A 17,123-nucleotide genomic window follows, 5' to 3' on the forward strand; every position below is an offset into this window, starting at 1 on the left:
AGCCATGGTACGACCCCGCACCGGCCGGGAGCGTCATGGCAGGACGTAGCCCCTCGCTAGGCCTCGGCGTTGGCGAGCTCGGCCTGTCTGGCCTGGGCGCGCTCGGAGACCCTCATGAACGGCAGATAGATGAGCATGCCGAGCACAAACTCGATGACCTGCCAGATGACGGCGGCCACGCCGGCGACACCACCACCCACGGCAAGGAAGCCGGAGATGAAGACCGGGGTGGTCCAGGGGACCATGACCACGCAGGGGGCAAGGACGCCCAGGGTGGTGAGCAGGTAGGTCAGGCCGATGAACAGATCGGGGACGAGCACGAACGGGATCATGAGGGGCAGGTTGTACACGACGGGGTAACCGTAGATGACGGGCTCGTTGATGTTGAAGATGCCAGGCAGGACGGCAAGCTTTGCGATGTCCTTCGATGCCTTGCTCCTGGAGAACAGAAAGGTGTCGGCAAGGAGCATGAGCGTGCAGCCAGAGCCGCCGATGAGGGCGAAGGTGTTGACGATCTGCATGTTCATGTAGTGGTCCGGGGGGATGGCCTCGCCGGCGGCGAACAGAGCCATGTTCTCGGTGATGATGATGGTGAGGATGGGCTCGGCAAGCACGCCTGAGATCGTGGACTGGTGGATGCCGAGGCAGAAAAGCAGGTTGGCAAGGGTGTAGACCAGGATGATGAACCAGGGGCCCGCGTTCACGAAGCCCTTGAGTGGGGCGGCGACGCAGGTGTTGACAAGCGTCATGAGGTCGGTCGCCCAGAGGCCGTGGAGCAGGGCGGCGGCAAGGCCAAAGATCGCAAGCGTGATGAGCATGGGGATCATGGTGTTGAAGGAGTCCGCGACCGCGGGCGGGATCCCCTCGCCCAGGCTCACGCGGAGCCTCTCGTTCTGGGAGAACTTGATGAGCACGGTAGTGGCCATGAGGCCGATGACAATGGCGCCAAACAGGCCGTTGGTACCAGTGTAGGTCTTGGTGAACACGTTGGACACGCTGCTGGAGCCAACGGAGGAGACCTCGTAGCCCTCGGGGATGGCAAGGCCCTTCTCGACATCCTCGCGGCTCACGGTGTAGGGATCGGCCTTGGCGTCGGTCACGCTCTTGTAGGTGAGCTCGGTGAAGTCCTGGATGGATGCTGCGGCACCGCTGACGGTCTGCGGCATCATGATGCACAGGGCGGCGATGCCGATGACCACGCAGGCGATGGCATTCTCGAAGCGCTTGTTCTTGGCGAGGCAGTACCCTATGATGCCCGCAAGCACCACGGTTGCCACGCCGAGTGTGCCCTGGGTGATGGCGTTGCCCCAGTACTGGGCAGTTGCAAGCGCGTCGCCCGCAAGGAACAGCGGGAACGCCACGTTGTTGATGAGCACCGCAATGCCGGCCAGGATGTAGATGGGCATGACGGTCGCAAACGCGTCGCGCAGACTCCTCAGATGGACCTGGTTGCCAACCCTGGCAGAGAACTCCGCGAAGCCGTCGAGGAACGATTTCCTCTCGCCTTGGACGCCGTCTTCTGTCATTGCGCTCCCCTTTCCTCGTTTTGCGTTACCGAGAAGTGCCTAGCCGACCACGTGGGTCGTCGCCACCTTCCTAAGCCAGGCGGCAGACTTCTTGAGCCGCCTCCTATACCCGTCCTCGAGGTCCACCTCGACGAAGCCATAGCGGTTCTTGAAGGCGTTCGCCCATGACCAGTTGTCTATCACGGCCCAGTAGTGGTAGCCGCGGCACTTGGCCCCATCTTGGATCGCGCGGGCGGCCCACCCCAGGTGGCGGCGGACGAAGTCGACGCGGTAGTCGTCCTGGATGACACCGCTCTCGTCCTTCTCGAGGTCCTCGCGCTCGATGCCAATGCCGTTCTCGGAGACGAACCACTCGAGGCTTGGGTACTCGTCGCGGGCCTTCATGGCAAAGTCATAGAGGCCCTTGGGATAGATCTCCCAGCCACGGCTCCTGTTCATCTCGGCCTCTGGCCAGACGTAGGGATCCGCGAACCTGGGAACGCCATTCTCGTAGGTGCCCTGGGCGGGAGCCTGCACGCGTTCGGGATGGTAGTAGTTGCATCCCAGCCAGTCGACCTTGCCATCGGCGAGGATGAGTTTGTCCTCCGGGCGAGCAGGCAGCTCGACGCTGCGGGAGGAAAGCGTCCGGATGACGTCCTCGGGCAGCTCGCCCTTGGTCACGAGGTCGAGCCACCAGCGATTGCACACGCCGTCCGTCATGCGAACGGCCTCGAGGTCCGCCTTGCTGGGGTTCTCGCGCGTGTAAGGCGGCGTGAAGCAGCTGATGAGCCCGATCCGCGAGCCATCGAGAAGGCAGCCTTCGGCCTTGGCCGCGCGGTACTCGCGGACGGCAAGTGCATGTGCCAGCGAGATGTTGTACTGGACCGCACGGGCGCGGGCGTAGTTCCTGATGAACGGGTACCACGCACCGTTGGTGTAGCGCTGGTCGGGCTCGACGATGGGCTCGTTGAGTGTAAACCAGTAGCGGATCTCCCTGCCAAAGGCACGGAACGCCTTGCCCGCGTAGCGCGCGTAGGCCTCGGTCACCTCGCGGTTCTCCCATCCTCCGCGCCTGAACAGGTACGTGGGCATGTCGAAATGGTAGAGGTTCACGAACATCTCGATGCCCACCGCGCGGGCGTCCGCGAAGAGCTCATGGTAGTACTTCTCGCCCTCGGGGTTGATGTTGCCGTCCGCGTCGAGCAGGCGACTCCACTGGATGGACGTACGGACCGAAGTGAGCCCCAGGGACTTGAGGAGCACCAGATCCTCGTGGCGGCGGTTCGTGAAGTCATTCCCCGCGTAGGATCCCACACGGTTGTGGAAGTCCTCAATCCTGAGGTCGGACCAGGTGTCCCATAGGTTCTCGAGCTTGCCGCCGTCGCGCCAGTGCCCCTCAGTCTGCGGGCCGGACATTGCAGCGCCAAAGAAGAAGTCGTCAGGTAACTTGTAGGCCTGCCGTTCCACTGTTCGCCCCCTCCCTTCCGGCTCTGACCGAACATCGATCCCATTTCTTACATGTACTGTAATTAATCTCACATGTCAGAATATATATTCATACCTGTCCTATATGTCAGATATATAGGCTTACCTTAAACGGTAGGTATTTAGCGATGTGCGGCTCTCCAGGACACCCGGAACGGGTACCCGGTCTACAGTTGGCGCAGCTGCTATCGAGAGGGGCAAGAGCGTGCTCAAGTATCAGACTGTCATCGACGACCTGCACCTGGCCATAAGGAATGGGACGTACCCGGCCTATTCCCAGCTCCCCTCGGTAAGCAGGCTGTGCGAGCGGTACGGGGTGAGCAAGATCACCATCAACAAGGCCTTGGGCGCACTCGAGGCCCAAGGGCTCATATCGCGCCGGCGGGGATCCGGCTCATTCGTGAAGAAGATAGAGGCCTCCAGCGGCACCCCCGACACAAGCGACACATCCGGCCAGATGATGGGCTTCCTCACCGAGCACCGGGCACGCGGCGAGTCCGTGAGAACCGAGGTTTACGACTTCTCCGTGGTGCGCCCACCGCACCACGTGGCGGAGGCGCTTGACGTGGACGACGACTCATTCACCTACCACGTATGCCGCATGAGGTGCGCAAACGACAAGCCACTCGTCATCGAGTACACCTATATGCCCATCGACGTGATCACGGACCTCAGGCTCAGGAACGTGCAGGCCTCCATCTACACGTTCATCGAGCAGGACCTTGGCCTCAAGATTGCCAGCGCGCACCGCACCATCCGCGCCGTGATGCCCTCGGCCGAGGAACGCAGGTGGCTGGGCATCCCCGAAGGCGAGCCACTCCTCGAGGTCGAGCAGGTAGGCTACCTCGATGACGGCAGACCGTTCGAGTACTCCATCTCACGCCACACCCACGACTACGAGTTCCACTCTATCTCGACGAGATAGGGCACACGCAGCGGGGCGATCTAGCCCAGATGCCAGATGTCGCCATTGTACTGGGCGATGGTGCGGTCCGACGAGAACGTGCCGGCATGGGCAATGTTGACAAGCTCCTTCCTCGCCCAGGCCCCGCGGTCCTCGAAGTCGCGGTAGACGGCCTCCTTGACCTGGATGTACTCCTCGAGGTCAAGGAGGGCCATGAACCAGTCCTTGCCTGCCACGTCATCATGCAGGCGCCGCAGACGCTCGGCAGATCCCATCGCCATGAAGTGGGGGTTGGTCATGAAGTCAACGAGGAGCTTGATGCCTGGGCGACGATAGTAGGACCTGGCATCGTAGGAGCCCTCGGCATAGAGGCGCTCGACCTCCTCGCTCGAGGCACCAAAGGTGTAGATGTTCCCCTCGCCCACGAGGTCGGCGATCTCGACGTTCGCCCCATCGAGGGTGCACAGCGTGACGGCACCATTGAGCATGAACTTCATGTTGGAGGTGCCGCTGGCCTCCTTGGATGCCAGCGAGATCTGCTCCGAGATGTCCGCGGCCGGGATGAGGTGCTCGGCCGCAGTGACGTTGTAGTTCTCGACCATGAGGACCTGCAGATGGGGGGCGACGTCGGGATCGTTGGCAATCCACGTCGAGAGCGTCAGGATCAGATGGATGATGTCCTGCGCAATGGTGTACGCAGGGGCCGCCTTGCCACCAAACACGATGGTAATGGGACGTGGGGGCACGTTGCCATTCTTGATGTCGAGGTACTTCCATATGATGTAGAGTGCGAGCATCTGCTGGCGCTTATATTCGTGGATGCGCTTGACCTGCACGTCAATGATGGCATCCTCGGGTATGTGCGCCCCCTGGTTCTCCAGCATGAACGCGCGCATACGGCCCTTGGCATCGGCCTTGACGTCAGCCAAGGCCGACAGCACGTCCTGGTCATCGGCGTGGTCGAGGAGTCCCGTCAGGTCACCGGTCGTGCGCCATTCGCTGCCCAGCGTCGTATCGAGAAGATGCGCAAGGGGAGGGTTGCACCCCATGACCCAGCGGCGGAAGGTGATGCCGTTGGTCTTATTGTTGAACTTCTCGGGGTAGATCCTATAGAAGCTGGAGAGCTCGGACTCCTCGAGAATCTTGGTGTGCAGGGCAGCGACGCCGTTGACGCTGATGCCGTAGTGGATGGCAAGGTGTGCCATGTGGACGACGCCATCCTGGATGATCTGGACCGCAGGGTCGTCGTAGTTCTTGGCGATGCGCGCATCAAGCTTGCGGATGATTGAGGCAATCTGTGGCGAGACGCGTTCGATGAAGGCAAGGGGCCACTTCTCGAGCGCCTCGGCCAGGATGGTGTGGTTGGTGTAGGCGACCATCCTCGACACGATGTTCACGGCCTCGTCGAACGCCATGTCGTGCTCCTCCTCGAGGAGCCTGATGAGCTCGGGGATGACCATGGTGGGATGCGTGTCGTTGATCTGCACGACGGCATAGTCCGCCAGATCGTGCAGGTTGCTGCCCCGCTCGACGGCCTCAGCCAGGATGAGCTGGGCGGCGTTGCTCACCATGAAGTACTGCTGATAGACGCGCAGCAGGCGCCCGTCCTCGTCAGAGTCGTCGGGATAGAGGAACAGCGTGAGGTTGCGCCTCACCTCCCGCTTGTCGAACTCGATGGAGTCGTGGGGCACAAGCGTATCGTCCACGCCGACCAGGTCAAAGAGGCGCAGGCGGTTCTTGGTCTTTCGCCCATAGCCCAGGACATCGATGGTGTAGAGCTTGGACGTGACGGTGAAGTCAGCGAACGGGACCTGGAAGGCCTCCCTGCCGCCGACGAGGACGTCCTCCTCGCCCAACCATGCGTCGGGAAGCGCTAGCTGTTGGTTCTGCACGAACTTCTGGCGGAACAGCCCGAAGTGATAGTTGAGGCCTATGCCGTCTCCGGGCAGACCAAGGGTTGCAATCGAGTCGAGGAAGCATGCCGCAAGCCTGCCCAGGCCACCGTTGCCCAAGGAGGGCTCGACCTCACACTCCTCCACCTCGCTCAGGCTGAGTCCCGCATCCTCGAGCTGGGCCTTAACGTCCTCGTACAGCCCGAGGTTGATGAGGTTGTTCGTCAGCAGCTTGCCAAGCAGGAACTCGGCGGAGATGTAGTACAGGCGCCTCTTGCCCGCGGTGGGGGCAAGCGCGGCGGAGCGCTCCTTGACGAGGTCCTGGAGCATGCTGCAGGCCTGTTGGTTGCTCAGATCGGCGAGTGGCCTACCGTAGGCGGATAGGGCGAGATCGTTGAGGCGTGTCATGTTCTCTCTCTTTCCTCTCGTATGGGTGCCTGTGCGAGCATGGGCGGACAGTCCGTCTACTGCGGCAGCACGGGAGCGGGCGCGCCGGGGACCCTGAAGTACGTCTGGGTCATGCGTACGAGACCCTCCTCGATCTCGCGCGTGATGGCCCCCTCCCGCATGCGCCATTCCCAGTTGCCCCCTAGGACCGACGGGATGTTCGTGCGTGCCTCGTCACCAAGGTCAAGCAGGTCCTGCATGGTATAGATGCACGTGTCGCTCACGGAGGCAGCGATCGCACGGTCCATGGCCGCGCCCACGGACTCGCCGGGCATGCGGTGCGTGTAACGGTCAGCCTGCTCGCGTTGGCGGGCGGTTGCCGCACCCTCATACCAGCCACGGGCGGTCTGGTTGTCATGCGTGCCCACATAGGCCACCGTGTTGGGTGCGTAGTGGTGGGGCAGGTAGTACGAGTCGTTATGACCGTCAAAGGCAAATTGGAGGATCTTCATGCCTGGAAAGCCCGTCGCATCGCGCAGCGCGATGACCTCGGGCGTGAGGAAGCCCAGGTCCTCCGCAATGATGGGCAGGTCGCCCAGGCGCCCCTTGAGCTCGTCGAAGAGGGCGATGCCGGGACCCTTTTCCCAGGAGCCCGAGGTGGCGGTGGGAGACCCGAAGGGCACGCTCCAGTAGGACTCGACGCCCCGAAAGTGATCTAGGCGGACGACATCGTACATCCTCAGGCTCGCGCCCATGCGCTCGACCCACCAGGAGTAGTGATCGCGCGCCATGCCCTCCCAGTCATAGATGGGGTTGCCCCAGTACTGTCCGGTTGGTGAGAACGTGTCGGGCGGGGTTCCCGCCACGCTGAGGGGGTCACCCGCGGCGTCAAGGCTGAAGAGCTGTGGTTCGGACCACATCTCGACGGAATCGCGTGCGACGTAGATGGGCAGGTCACCAATGATGAGGACGCCATGCTCGTTGGCGTACCTCTTGAGCCTGTCCCACTGCCTGAAGAAGAGGTACTGGGTCATCTCATGATAGTGATAGCGCTCGGGCCGCTGCCCGGCAAGCTGGGCAGACGCCGCGCCCCGCAGACGGTACTCCTTGGGCCACTCGTAGCACGGGGCGAGACCGAACTCCTCCTTGACGGTCATGAACTCGCAGTATGCGGGCAGCCACGAGTCATGCCGCGAGACAAAGGACGCGTAGTCAGACGGGGGGTTCTCGACAAACCCCCTCACGGCATGCTCGAGCACGTCCCGGCGCACCGAGAAGAGCCGCGCATAGTCGATGCGCCCAGGATCATCGCCGCAGTCGATGCCATCGACGTCCCTGCGCGCGAGGTAGCCAAGGTCCACCAGCTCGTCGAGGTCGATGAAGTAGGGATTGCCCGCATAGGCGCTGAACGACTGGTAGGGGGAGTCCCCATAGCCTGTGGTGGTAAGCGGAAGGATCTGCCAGTACCTCTGCGAGCAGCGCCCCAAGAAGTCGACGAACTCATACGCAGAAGGTCCGAAGGAACCGATCCCATGGGCACCGGGCAAGGCCGACACGGGCATCAACACTCCACTCGCACGCACAGCATCCTCCTCATCGGTTGTCGGACGAGGGCCCACCGCCCTCTGCCGCGGGTCCTGTCCCCTCTGAAGGATAGCACACTTTCCAACTTGTTTATACAAGTCGGAAAGGTTTGTCACACCCGCGCCCTTCGCTCGTGCCCCACTGGGACGGTGGCACGGACAGGACGTAGGCACCATGCATTCGGAACCCCGCGGGGGTCACGGAGCGCTATCATGCATAGTATCTGGGTGGCCCATCAGGGATACATCCGAGACACCGGCGATGCTTGGAGGCACCATGTCACTCACCGCGATCGTCCTCGCCGCTGGCGAGGGAACGCGCATGAAGTCCCGCCACCCCAAAGTCATGCATAAGGTTCTTGATCGCCCACTGGTCTGGTGGGCGATTCGCTCTGCACGCGAGGCAGGGGCAACCCGCATCGTCCTGGTGGTAGGCAGCGGTGCCGCGGAGGTGCGCTCCTACTTCGGGGATGACGCGGACATCGAGTTCGTGGAACAGGCGGAGCGCCTGGGCACGGGGCATGCCGTCCGGGTGGTCAAAGACGCCCTCGGGGGCTTCACCGGTCCCGTGGTCGTGCTCAACGGCGACCTGCCGCTCGTGCGCCCAAAGACCATCTCCGCCCTGGTCGACGCCACGCGCGCCAGCCACAGCGCCTGTGCCGTCCTCACGATGACGCCGCCCGACACCACGGGCTACGGTCGCGTCGTTATCGAGGAAGGCCAGGTCAAGGCCATCATCGAGCACAAGGACTGCACGCCTGCGCAGCGCGAGGGGCTCAGGGAGTGCAACGCCGGCGCCTACTGCTTCTGCGGCGGGAGGCTCACCGACAACATAGACCGGATCGGCAACGACAACGTCCAGGGCGAGTACTACCTCACGGACATGGTCGGCATCTACGTGGGCATGGGCGAGCCCGTCTCGGCCGTCCACTGCGAGGACTACGCAGAGCTCTTGGGCGTGAACGACCGCGTCCAGCTCGCCCAGGTCACCAAGGTCATGCAACGGCGCATCAACGAGGGCCTCATGCACGCAGGCGTCGCGATGCTCGACCCCGACCAGGTGTGGGTGGGGCCAGACGCCACGATCGGCCGTGACTGCGTCCTGCTCCCCCAGACCATCATCTGGGGGAGGACGACGGTGGGCGAGGCATGCACCATCGGCCCCAACAGCCGCCTCGTGAGCGCCCGCGTGGGCGAGCGCTGTCTGGTCGACGAGAGCATCATCGTGGATTCCGCCATCGACGACGATGTCAGCTGCGGGCCGCGCGCCTACCTGCGTGGTGGCACGCACTTCCACGACGGCTCCAAGGCCGGCACCCACGTGGAGATCAAGGGATCCGAGGTCGGCGAGGGCTCCAAGGTGCCGCACCTCTCCTACATCGGCGACGCCCGCATGGGTCGCGGCGTCAACATCGGTGGTGGGTCGATAACCTGCAACTACGATGGCAAGCACAAGAGCCACACGGAGATCGGCGACCACGTGTTCGTGGGCTCCGACACCATGCTCGTGGCTCCCGTCACCATTGGCGACAACGCGCTCATTGGCGCAAGCTCGTGCATCACCAGAGACGTCCCGGCGGGAGCCCTCGCGCTGGAACGTTCCCGGCAGTTCGTCCAAGAGGGATGGGCCGACGCGTACTGGCAGAGGCTAGAGGAAGAGGATTAGGCCATATGTTCGAGAACCTGAGCAAGCCCCGTACCTACCAGAAGGAAATCAAGCTCTACACCGGCACCAGCAACCCCGCCCTCGCACAGCGCATCGCCGACATCCTCCACCTCGAGCTGCAGGGTCTCAAGCTCGAGAAGTTCGCCAACGGCGAGATCTATGCCCGCTTCCTGGAGTCCGTCCGCGGTGACGAGGTGTTCTTCATCCAGTCCATCGTGGGCCAGAACATCAACGACGCCCTCATGGAGACCCTCATCGTGGCCGACGCCGCCAATCGTGCCTCCGCCGAGCGCTTCACCGCCGTCATCCCCCACTACGGGTACGCACGCCAGGATCGCAAGGCATCCTCCCGCGAGCCCATCACCGCGCGTCTCGTGGCCAACCTCCTCGAGGCCGCCGGTGTCGACCGTGTGATCACGCTCGACCTCCACTCCGGCCAGATCCAGGGCTTCTTCGACATCCCCGTCACGCACCTCACGGCCCTCTACCAGTTTGGCGACTACTTCAAGCAGAAGCCCTTCGACTGGGGCAACACCGTGGTGGTCTCGCCCGACATGGGGCGCGCCAAGGTGGCCAAGAAGCTCAGCGACTATCTGGGCTGCGAGGTCGCCATCGCGCACAAGAGCCGTCCCAAGCACAATGCCGCCGAGGTCATGGGCATCATCGGCGACATCGTGGGCAAGACCTGCATCATCAACGACGACATGATCGACACCGCCGGCACACTCGTGGGCTCCATCACCAAGCTCAAGGAGATGGGCGCCGGTAACATCTATGTTTCGGCCACGCATGGCATCTTCTCGGGCGAAGCCATCCAGCGCCTGGAGAGCTCTCCCATCGTGGAGTGTGTGGTCACCGATGCCATCCCCTGCGAGGTCGCCAACACGCCCGGATCAAAGATCAAGCAGATCTCCATCGCCGGGGCGCTCGCCCTCTGCATCTACAACGTGTACACCGACCACCCCGTCTCCGAGAGTTCCTACGGCAACTCGGAGATGTAGCCCCGTGGGCCTCGCCGAGGCATGAGGTGCCGACGGCGAGGCGCGCCCCATCCCCGCTGGTCCCAGACGATCCGTGACACCGTGGCGATGGGCGCGTTCGCCTCATCTCGTCAAGCCCCTCCGTCATTGCCACAAGCACGTAGGGGTGTGCCCCGTAGACCTAGGGCGGCAGTCACCTCCTGAGCGTGCTGCCCTGGCAGACACCTGGAGCCATCGGAGGCCCTGTGCCCCACGATCGTTGGCCCAGCGACGGCCAAGGCCACGCCTACGCCCGCTGCCAGGACGAGGACCCAGTGCCGACGCCCCTGTCTCCGCCCCGGCCGCCTGTCCTTAGCCACCCATCACTCCGATACGATAGAATCATGGCCACTCATACGGTACCGTATGGTCCCACGCGAGATCAGCCGATCCCATCCGAAGGTGTGCACATGACTGCTGCAAGGTTCTGCCCAAACTGCGGAGAGCCCATCGAACCCGGGGCAAAGTTCTGCATCAGCTGTGGCATGTCCGTCGCCGACATGAGTGGAGAGCCCAAGGGCGAGATCGAAGGTACGCCCGCGGATGCCGATGAGGCGCAGGCCATGCCCCCTGCCCAAGACACGGGGCCGCAGGAGGTGCCTCCCGTCGGGGCGGACGATGCCAATGGGGCCGGGGGCGAGCACACCGACCCCTCCGAGGACACCGTCGTGTTCCCCCCGCAGGAAGGTGCGCCGGACGTCACACAGCGCATCCCGGTGGCGATAGACGCCCCCGAGGGCGTTCCGCATGCCGCGTTCGACAGCACGGCGGCGGCCTCGCCGATCCCCGCACGGCCCACCATCGGCTCGAGTGCCGATCCACGCACGCCCACCGGTGGCCAAGAGCCCCGGCACTCCAGCACCATCGCCTTTTCCGTCATCATCACCGCGGCGCTCGTCATCGTGGGCTGCCTTGTGTACCTGCTTGTCGCGGCACCACGGCAGCGTGCCGCCCAACAGGCGCAGAGCGAGCGGCAGACCAGCGACGCTTCCTCGGGCAACGACACATCGAACCAGACCACCAAGGGCGACGACGGGAGGAGCGCCGAACGGGAGCAGAAGTTCCACGACGCCCTGGTGGGCTACTACAACGACCTGCCCAACTACGACTCCCGCATCAAGAGCGTTGCCAGCACCTTCAACAGCGACTACCTCTCGGCAAGCATGAGCACGCGCCGCAATGACGCAAAGGCCTGCAGCGACCTCAAGGACGAGATCCAGAGCAAGGTCAGGGAGGTCACCAACCTCGACCAACCCGATGGCACTGCCTACAAGGAGCAATACGACCTCATCCTGCGCTGCTACCGCGACCACCTGGAACGTGTGAGCTGCATTGACAAGGCCTGGGGCATCGACCTCGGCTATGCCAATCCCAGCGACCACAGGGACGAGATCACACGGCCCATCGATGAGGCCAACATGCCCGGCACCGACAAGAACGCGGCCATGGACGATTACCAGAGGACCTACCCCCAAATCTCATTGTAGCCGGCACGGCATGCGATGTGGGTACCTGCGGCTGTGGGTAAAAGGCCCCGCCCGAGGATGTCCTCGGACGGGGCCTTACGGTCGTTCCGCTGGCATATGGGGATGTCTCTCGCAGCCACCAGCTGCTGCGAACCCCTAGACAAGCGCGGACTCGTCTCCCGTGAGGAAGAGTCCGACGCCTACGCTTTTGGTGGAGGTGCGGAGAATCGAACTCCGGTCCAAAGCAGATCCCTGGCAGGTGTCTCCAAGCTCAGTCACGTGTCCCATCTCGAACGCATCGTGTCCCGTGACCCACAGTCAGCGTCCCAGCTGGTTCAGTCTTGACGCGCGGCATACCAGCCACGTCCGTGCGCGCATCCCCCTCGGATGACGTCACCCCGGAAGCGGGAGAAACCCCCGGTTAGACGGCCGCTACAGTAAGTTAAGCGGCAAGAGCCAGCTGAGGCTCATAAGAATCAGTGTCGTCAATTCAGTTTGACGGTACCCCTGTTTAACGTGGCGAGGAGACCACGGCTTGCTGCCCGCCTCAGACCTACCCTGTCGAAACCAGTCACCCCCCTGAGGCATGTGGGGCTCTATCACCATGCGACTGTCAAACAACACGCCAGCCATGCCACCGGCAACGGGATTCTACCCTATCGCCGCGCCTTGATACGTCGCGCTGCAATCTTCCTGTCCTCTCGCCCACGCTTCTCTCGGTCGACGAACATGATGCCAAAGGCCACCGCAAGCAGCACCGGGCTCACGAGAATCATCCGTGGGCCCAAGGGCGCAATGAGCCAGTTACCCAACACGGCGCCCAGCACGAAGCTCACGATCACAAAGTAGTAGAGCAGGCCTGTCTCCAGATGGCGTCGCTCGCGCGTGTGCGCATAGGTCACCATGGACTGCATGCCGCTCCGTAGGTTGCCGATGCACATGGTGGTGGCAAAGGCGTTGCCGTGGAGCTTGCGGAACGACTGCACCTGCATGCCACAAGCCAGCGAGGTCAGGCTGTTAGCCAACAGGTTGAGGCTCTCGGGCAGGGCGGCCACAATGCAGAGCAGCGCAATCTCCACGGCTAGGGCGACCTGACGCCAGTGCAGGTGGCGCGGCCGAAAGATGAGCTTGGTGTTGTGCGCCAGCACGATGCCCAATGCAAAGAACAGCACGGGAAACAGGTAATGGATGCACCGTCCCCAGTCGCCCTGCGAGAGGTTGACGCCCAAAAGCAGCATGTTGCCGGTCTGCGCGTTGGCGAAGACCTTGCCACGCACCAGATAGGAGTACGCATCCATCACACCGCCAGACAGTGACAGGAAGAGGGCGAGCTCTACCGACTCCGATGCCTGTGTGGCGCGGTTCATAGGGAACTCCTGTTGTCTCGGGAACAAAGACTCTGCCATTGTAGGCATAAGTGATAACGTGCGTACGAGGGGGCATGGTCTGGAGGGCAGCGTCTCATGGCGTCCCCGCGATTGGCTACGTGGCCGACCGCCGCCCCTCCCCGGGCAAAGATCCCCAGTACCGACTGCTGGGCCACACCTACCTCAATCGGTGAGCGCCCAAGGACAAGGGCGGGCATGTCTCTCGCCTAGGCACCTGATGGGAGGAGCCAGCACGGGGCGCAGGTCGTCGGGGCCGTCGACATCAACCCCAAGGTGATCGGCATGAACGCGCGCGTCACTAATGAGATCTGTCTGGGAGATCCTTGCAAGACATCTGCCAATAGGCTCAAGACCGTGGCGCGCCATCCGGTGGGAAGGTCGCAAGGGCGCAAGTCTCAAGAAGGACATGCCAGGAATCTGGCACCAGGGAAAGGGCATGTGACAGGGGTGCATCCGGGCGTTGTGATGGCTTCTGTCAGCATGACCGCATTCTACGTCCTCGCCTCTCCTGTCTGGAGGCAGAAAGAACGTGGGTCCACTTTTCGACGACGCTGACGGTAGTCTAACGGGGGGCTCTCTTGAAAGCCGCTCGTGGCGGGTTATGGGGGAACGGCACGACCTCAAGCTCCCCATCCACGAACTCCCCGAGGAAGACCTGCTTCGCCGAAGAATACCCTTGCTCTTTCAGTTGCCGATCAATCCAGGTGCCGTCCCTGCCTGCAAGCCTCAGTCCGTCTTCCACCAGACGGCCGTCGGTGATGAGTGGGAGGAGAGACCCCCGGCTCTGGGTGTCGTGCGTCCTGACGGTCAGCTTGCCATTGGTCTCCATTATGGCAGCCTCCACATCGCGGATGCCAGCGATATCTTCCTCGCGCAGACGTCGACTGAGCTGCTCGGCCGTAAGGCCTACCTTCGCGCAGCGCGAGACGTCAAGCTGGCCTGCGGAGACGATGAGCTCTGGCCGGCTAGCGATGACCTTCCTGAAGACCTTGCTGCTTTCCGCAAGGACTTTCACCACTATGACCACCAATGACCAGGTGAGCAGAATGATCAAGAACTGAAGAACGGTGATGGACTGGTTGTAGATGACCCCGCCGATGATGCCTCCGAGCACGTAATTCTGAATCTGGTTGAGTGGGGTGTTGAGAGAGAACTCGTACTTTCCGAGGATGTTGATCTGAAGGATCATCACGAGCATGCCGAGTGCAAACTTGACGGCCGTCAGCACGTAGAAGCTCATCTCAGCGCCCACCATTCACATAGACGTTATGGTCAATGATATGCGTTCGTTCCAGAGTGTATGAGTTGTTGTCCACGTTCAGGTGGACGAGGTAGTCCTCCTCGTTGAAGCGCACGATGATGCCATCCCTCAGAGAGGTCGAGTTGACCAGCACCTCGCTCGGTGCGACCCCCTGATCTATGGCGACACCCTTGATAAAGCTCACGAGGAGTTGTGACTGAGACATCTGGTTGCTTATCTGCAGGTATTGCTCTGTCTGGACCCCTATCAGGACCAACGAGAGAACGAGGGCCCCTATGCCCACGTCTCGCCAGCGTGTCCTCATCCTGTTGCGCATGTATAGGAAGCTGAAGACAAGGCCACACGACAACAACGCAAGAATCAGCACCACGCGAATGATGGAATCCATCGACTGATGGGAGGTAATGTAGTCAATGGTGTAGAAGTTCACTTGGGCTCCTGATCGTTGGCAGATATGAGACGCCCAGCATATCACTCAAGTGCACTGCTGCATACGGGAGGCATTCGCGAGGTTCTGACGATGATCACTTAAGAGGAGGCCGCCTGTGTACCCCTCGTGGTGGCCATGTGCTGCCCTTCCCCCACGGCTCCTCGAGGGGGCGAGGCCTCAGTATCGCGGCACCTCCCTGGCCGACAACGAGCATCGTTTTTGGCCCGCATGGATGATCGCCTGATCCACGGTGGGACCGTCTCCGTTATCACCCCTGCGCCCTGTCGGCCGACCGCGTCCTCGTCGCTGATGACATCGCCGCAGCCGACATGCCCAACGCCCGTGCGCTCAATGCGGCACTCCCCCTGGCTTCACCCTGATCCAGGGCCACCAACCACGGCCCCTTTGCTCAGGACTCCTTAACAAGACACGCCAAAACAGGCAGGGGCCACGGCGAATGCCAGGGCCCCTGCCTGTGCCATGCTGCAAAATGGGAGGTGACTAGTCCTCCACGAGTTCGAACTGGTCGGGACCCACGCCGCACACGGGACATACGAAGTCCTCGGGAAGCTCGGGCGTATCCACCTCGACCTCATAGCCGCAAACGGTGCACCGGAACTTGTACGTCTTCTTATCAGCCATGGTACTTCCTCTCTCTGGATTCATGCGGACCTGTGGCCCGACGCAGCGCCTCACCCCCTGTGAGGTCTGACCAAATGATACCCTGCCAACTACACTTTATTGCAGACCGTCCGGAGAATCCTTCTCAAAACGAGCGGCTGCGCTCCTTCAGCGCACGCTGAATCTCGCGGTCGGAATCCCGCTTGGCCATGTCACGCCGCTTATCGTAGAGCTTCTTGCCCTTGCCGAGGCCCACGCACAGCTTCACGCGGTTGTGCTCGTCAAAGTACAGCTCGAGCGGCACGAGGGCGTTGCCCTTGGTACGCAGCCTCTGGTCTATGAGGGCGATCTGGCGCCGGTGCATGAGCAGCCTGCGGCGTCGGTCGGGATCGACGTTCCACACGCCACCGTTGGAGTAGGGATGGATGTGCATGCCCACCAGATAGACCTGTCCCTGGCGGATGATGCAGAACGAGTCGCTGATCTGACAGGGGCGCTCTCGGATGCTCTTGACCTCGGTTCCGGTCAGCTCGATGCCAGCCTCCCAGGTCTCGCCGATCTCATAGTCGTGCCGCGCCACCCGGTTCTTCGAGATGGTCCTCTTCTGGCGTCCGCCCTGCCTACCCTGCCGCGCCATCCGGATCCCCCTCCATATCCTCGTCCTCGCTGCGGATGAGCTGCATGAGGGCGAGGGCCGCCTCCTCGCCCACGAGGTCGCGCGCACGCATGGTGAGCGTGGTGGCAAGGTTGCGGTCGCCCGCCTGGGCAGCGTCGGTCGCGCACATCAACAGGCAGATGGCGATCTCCGCATTGGCGCCATCGGGCAGGCCCTCTGCCCCCAGAAGGTCACGCGCCTCCTCGTCGCTCACCAGGTCCGGATCGTGATCGGTGCCAGCGGCCTGGTCGAGGGCGGCCCCTAGGCGGGAGTCCTCAGCATCCAGCCGCCGTGCCATGCGCAGGGCGGACGCGGCAACCTTGGGCTTCTCGCAGGCTGTGAAGTACTCGGCAAAGGTGAGGAAGGCACGCACCAGGTGTTCCGGCCTGCTCGCACGCTCGAACACCGTGAACGTGAGGGCCAGGTACTCCTGCATGTCCCCTGCGCGACGGTAGAGCTCCGCCAGGTTCAGACGGTACTCACACGCCATGGGGTTCCACCGAATGGCCTGCTTGAGCGCCTCGATGGCGGTGTCGTAGTCGCCCTCGTGCGTACAGGCGAGGGCGAGGTCGCCATACAGTCGCGAGATGGGCTCCCCCACGTCCCGCAGCTCACGGGGATCGTCCTCCACGCGACGATAGGCCAGGCGGTCAAAGATGGTGGGAAAGCTGAACCACTGCACCTCATCGGTGGTGGGACAGTTGCGGTCGACGTACTCCTCGACATCCTCTGCCAGCCGTGCGAGAAGGGCCCGTGCGGCACCCGCCTCGCCCTGCAGGAGGTACCCCTCGGCCCGCATGATCTCCTCGTGCATGTCCGACTGTCCCACGCGCACTCCCTTGTGCGGCACCAAGCGCTTCC

14 protein-coding genes and 1 other RNA gene are annotated in these 17,123 nt (G+C 62.8%); 4 read left to right on the forward strand and 11 right to left on the reverse strand.

The genetic code is table 11. The annotated features are described in order from the left end of the window. Nucleotides 1–56: 56 nt before the first annotated feature. Together J2S71_RS02650 and J2S71_RS02655 are read right to left on the reverse strand one after the other, a co-directional pair. Complete coding sequence (locus J2S71_RS02650) at nt 57–1,526, reverse strand: PTS sugar transporter subunit IIC (protein ID WP_021725039.1); 1,470 nt, start codon at nt 1,524–1,526, stop codon at nt 57–59. A gap of 39 nt (nt 1,527–1,565) precedes the next feature. Then, nucleotides 1,566–2,972: a glycoside hydrolase family 1 protein gene (locus J2S71_RS02655; protein WP_021725041.1), complete on the reverse strand. Its 1,407-nt coding sequence runs from the start codon at nt 2,970–2,972 to the stop codon at nt 1,566–1,568. A 223-nt stretch (nt 2,973–3,195) separates the two neighbouring features. Here J2S71_RS02655 and J2S71_RS02660 point away from each other — a divergent pair, with 223 nt between their 5' ends. Beyond that, nucleotides 3,196–3,915 carry a GntR family transcriptional regulator gene (locus J2S71_RS02660; RefSeq protein ID WP_021725033.1) on the forward strand — a complete coding sequence of 240 codons (720 nt, stop codon included), beginning with the start codon at nt 3,196–3,198 and terminating at the stop codon, nt 3,913–3,915. Between the two features lie 20 nt (nt 3,916–3,935). On the opposite strand, the gene J2S71_RS02665 is transcribed toward J2S71_RS02660, so the two are convergent. Together J2S71_RS02665 and malQ are read right to left on the reverse strand one after the other, a co-directional pair. After that, nucleotides 3,936–6,194 carry a glycogen/starch/alpha-glucan phosphorylase gene (locus J2S71_RS02665; protein WP_307388593.1) on the reverse strand — a complete coding sequence of 753 codons (2,259 nt, stop codon included), beginning with the start codon at nt 6,192–6,194 and terminating at the stop codon, nt 3,936–3,938. 56 nt (nt 6,195–6,250) lie between these two features. Further along, nucleotides 6,251–7,756: a 4-alpha-glucanotransferase gene (malQ, locus tag J2S71_RS02670; protein ID WP_307388594.1), complete on the reverse strand. Its 1,506-nt coding sequence runs from the start codon at nt 7,754–7,756 to the stop codon at nt 6,251–6,253. Between the two features lie 277 nt (nt 7,757–8,033). Here malQ and glmU point away from each other — a divergent pair, with 277 nt between their 5' ends. The 3 genes from glmU to J2S71_RS02685 all read left to right on the forward strand — a co-directional run bounded on the left by glmU (nt 8,034) and on the right by J2S71_RS02685 (nt 11,928). Beyond that, nucleotides 8,034–9,422 (forward strand): bifunctional UDP-N-acetylglucosamine diphosphorylase/glucosamine-1-phosphate N-acetyltransferase GlmU, encoded by a 1,389-nt coding sequence (glmU, locus tag J2S71_RS02675; RefSeq protein ID WP_307388596.1) that lies wholly within the window; start codon nt 8,034–8,036, stop codon nt 9,420–9,422. A gap of 5 nt (nt 9,423–9,427) precedes the next feature. Continuing rightward, nucleotides 9,428–10,423 carry a ribose-phosphate diphosphokinase gene (locus J2S71_RS02680; RefSeq protein WP_021725050.1) on the forward strand — a complete coding sequence of 332 codons (996 nt, stop codon included), beginning with the start codon at nt 9,428–9,430 and terminating at the stop codon, nt 10,421–10,423. Nucleotides 10,424–10,851: 428 nt separating this feature from the next. After that, complete coding sequence (locus J2S71_RS02685; protein ID WP_307388598.1) at nt 10,852–11,928, forward strand: zinc-ribbon domain-containing protein; 1,077 nt, start codon at nt 10,852–10,854, stop codon at nt 11,926–11,928. A gap of 188 nt (nt 11,929–12,116) precedes the next feature. Here J2S71_RS02685 and ssrA read toward each other — a convergent pair. The 7 genes from ssrA to J2S71_RS02720 all read right to left on the reverse strand — a co-directional run bounded on the left by ssrA (nt 12,117) and on the right by J2S71_RS02720 (nt 17,091). Further along, nucleotides 12,117–12,486: a transfer-messenger RNA gene (gene ssrA / locus J2S71_RS02690) on the reverse strand. A 77-nt stretch (nt 12,487–12,563) separates the two neighbouring features. Beyond that, nucleotides 12,564–13,274 (reverse strand): YoaK family protein, encoded by a 711-nt coding sequence (locus J2S71_RS02695; protein ID WP_021725056.1) that lies wholly within the window; start codon nt 13,272–13,274, stop codon nt 12,564–12,566. A 583-nt stretch (nt 13,275–13,857) separates the two neighbouring features. Then, on the reverse strand, nt 13,858–14,535 hold the full coding sequence (locus J2S71_RS02700; protein WP_307388600.1) for a DUF421 domain-containing protein: 678 nt from the start codon (nt 14,533–14,535) through the stop codon (nt 13,858–13,860). 1 nt (nt 14,536) lies between these two features. Then, nucleotides 14,537–14,986: a DUF3290 domain-containing protein gene (locus tag J2S71_RS02705; RefSeq protein ID WP_021725055.1), complete on the reverse strand. Its 450-nt coding sequence runs from the start codon at nt 14,984–14,986 to the stop codon at nt 14,537–14,539. A gap of 501 nt (nt 14,987–15,487) precedes the next feature. Continuing rightward, a complete protein-coding gene (locus tag J2S71_RS02710; protein WP_021725059.1) occupies nt 15,488–15,628 on the reverse strand; it encodes a rubredoxin-like domain-containing protein in 141 nt (46 codons plus the stop codon). A gap of 124 nt (nt 15,629–15,752) precedes the next feature. Then, on the reverse strand, nt 15,753–16,244 hold the full coding sequence (gene smpB / locus J2S71_RS02715) for an SsrA-binding protein SmpB (protein ID WP_021725043.1): 492 nt from the start codon (nt 16,242–16,244) through the stop codon (nt 15,753–15,755). Beyond that, entirely contained in the window at nt 16,228–17,091 is an 864-nt protein-coding gene (locus J2S71_RS02720; protein ID WP_307388605.1) for a tetratricopeptide repeat protein, read from the reverse strand. Before J2S71_RS02720 ends, smpB begins: the two co-directional genes overlap by 17 nt. Nucleotides 17,092–17,123: the final 32 nt, after the last annotated feature.

Source organism: Olsenella profusa DSM 13989 (assembly GCF_030811115.1).
Classification (GTDB): domain Bacteria; phylum Actinomycetota; class Coriobacteriia; order Coriobacteriales; family Atopobiaceae; genus Olsenella_F; species Olsenella_F profusa.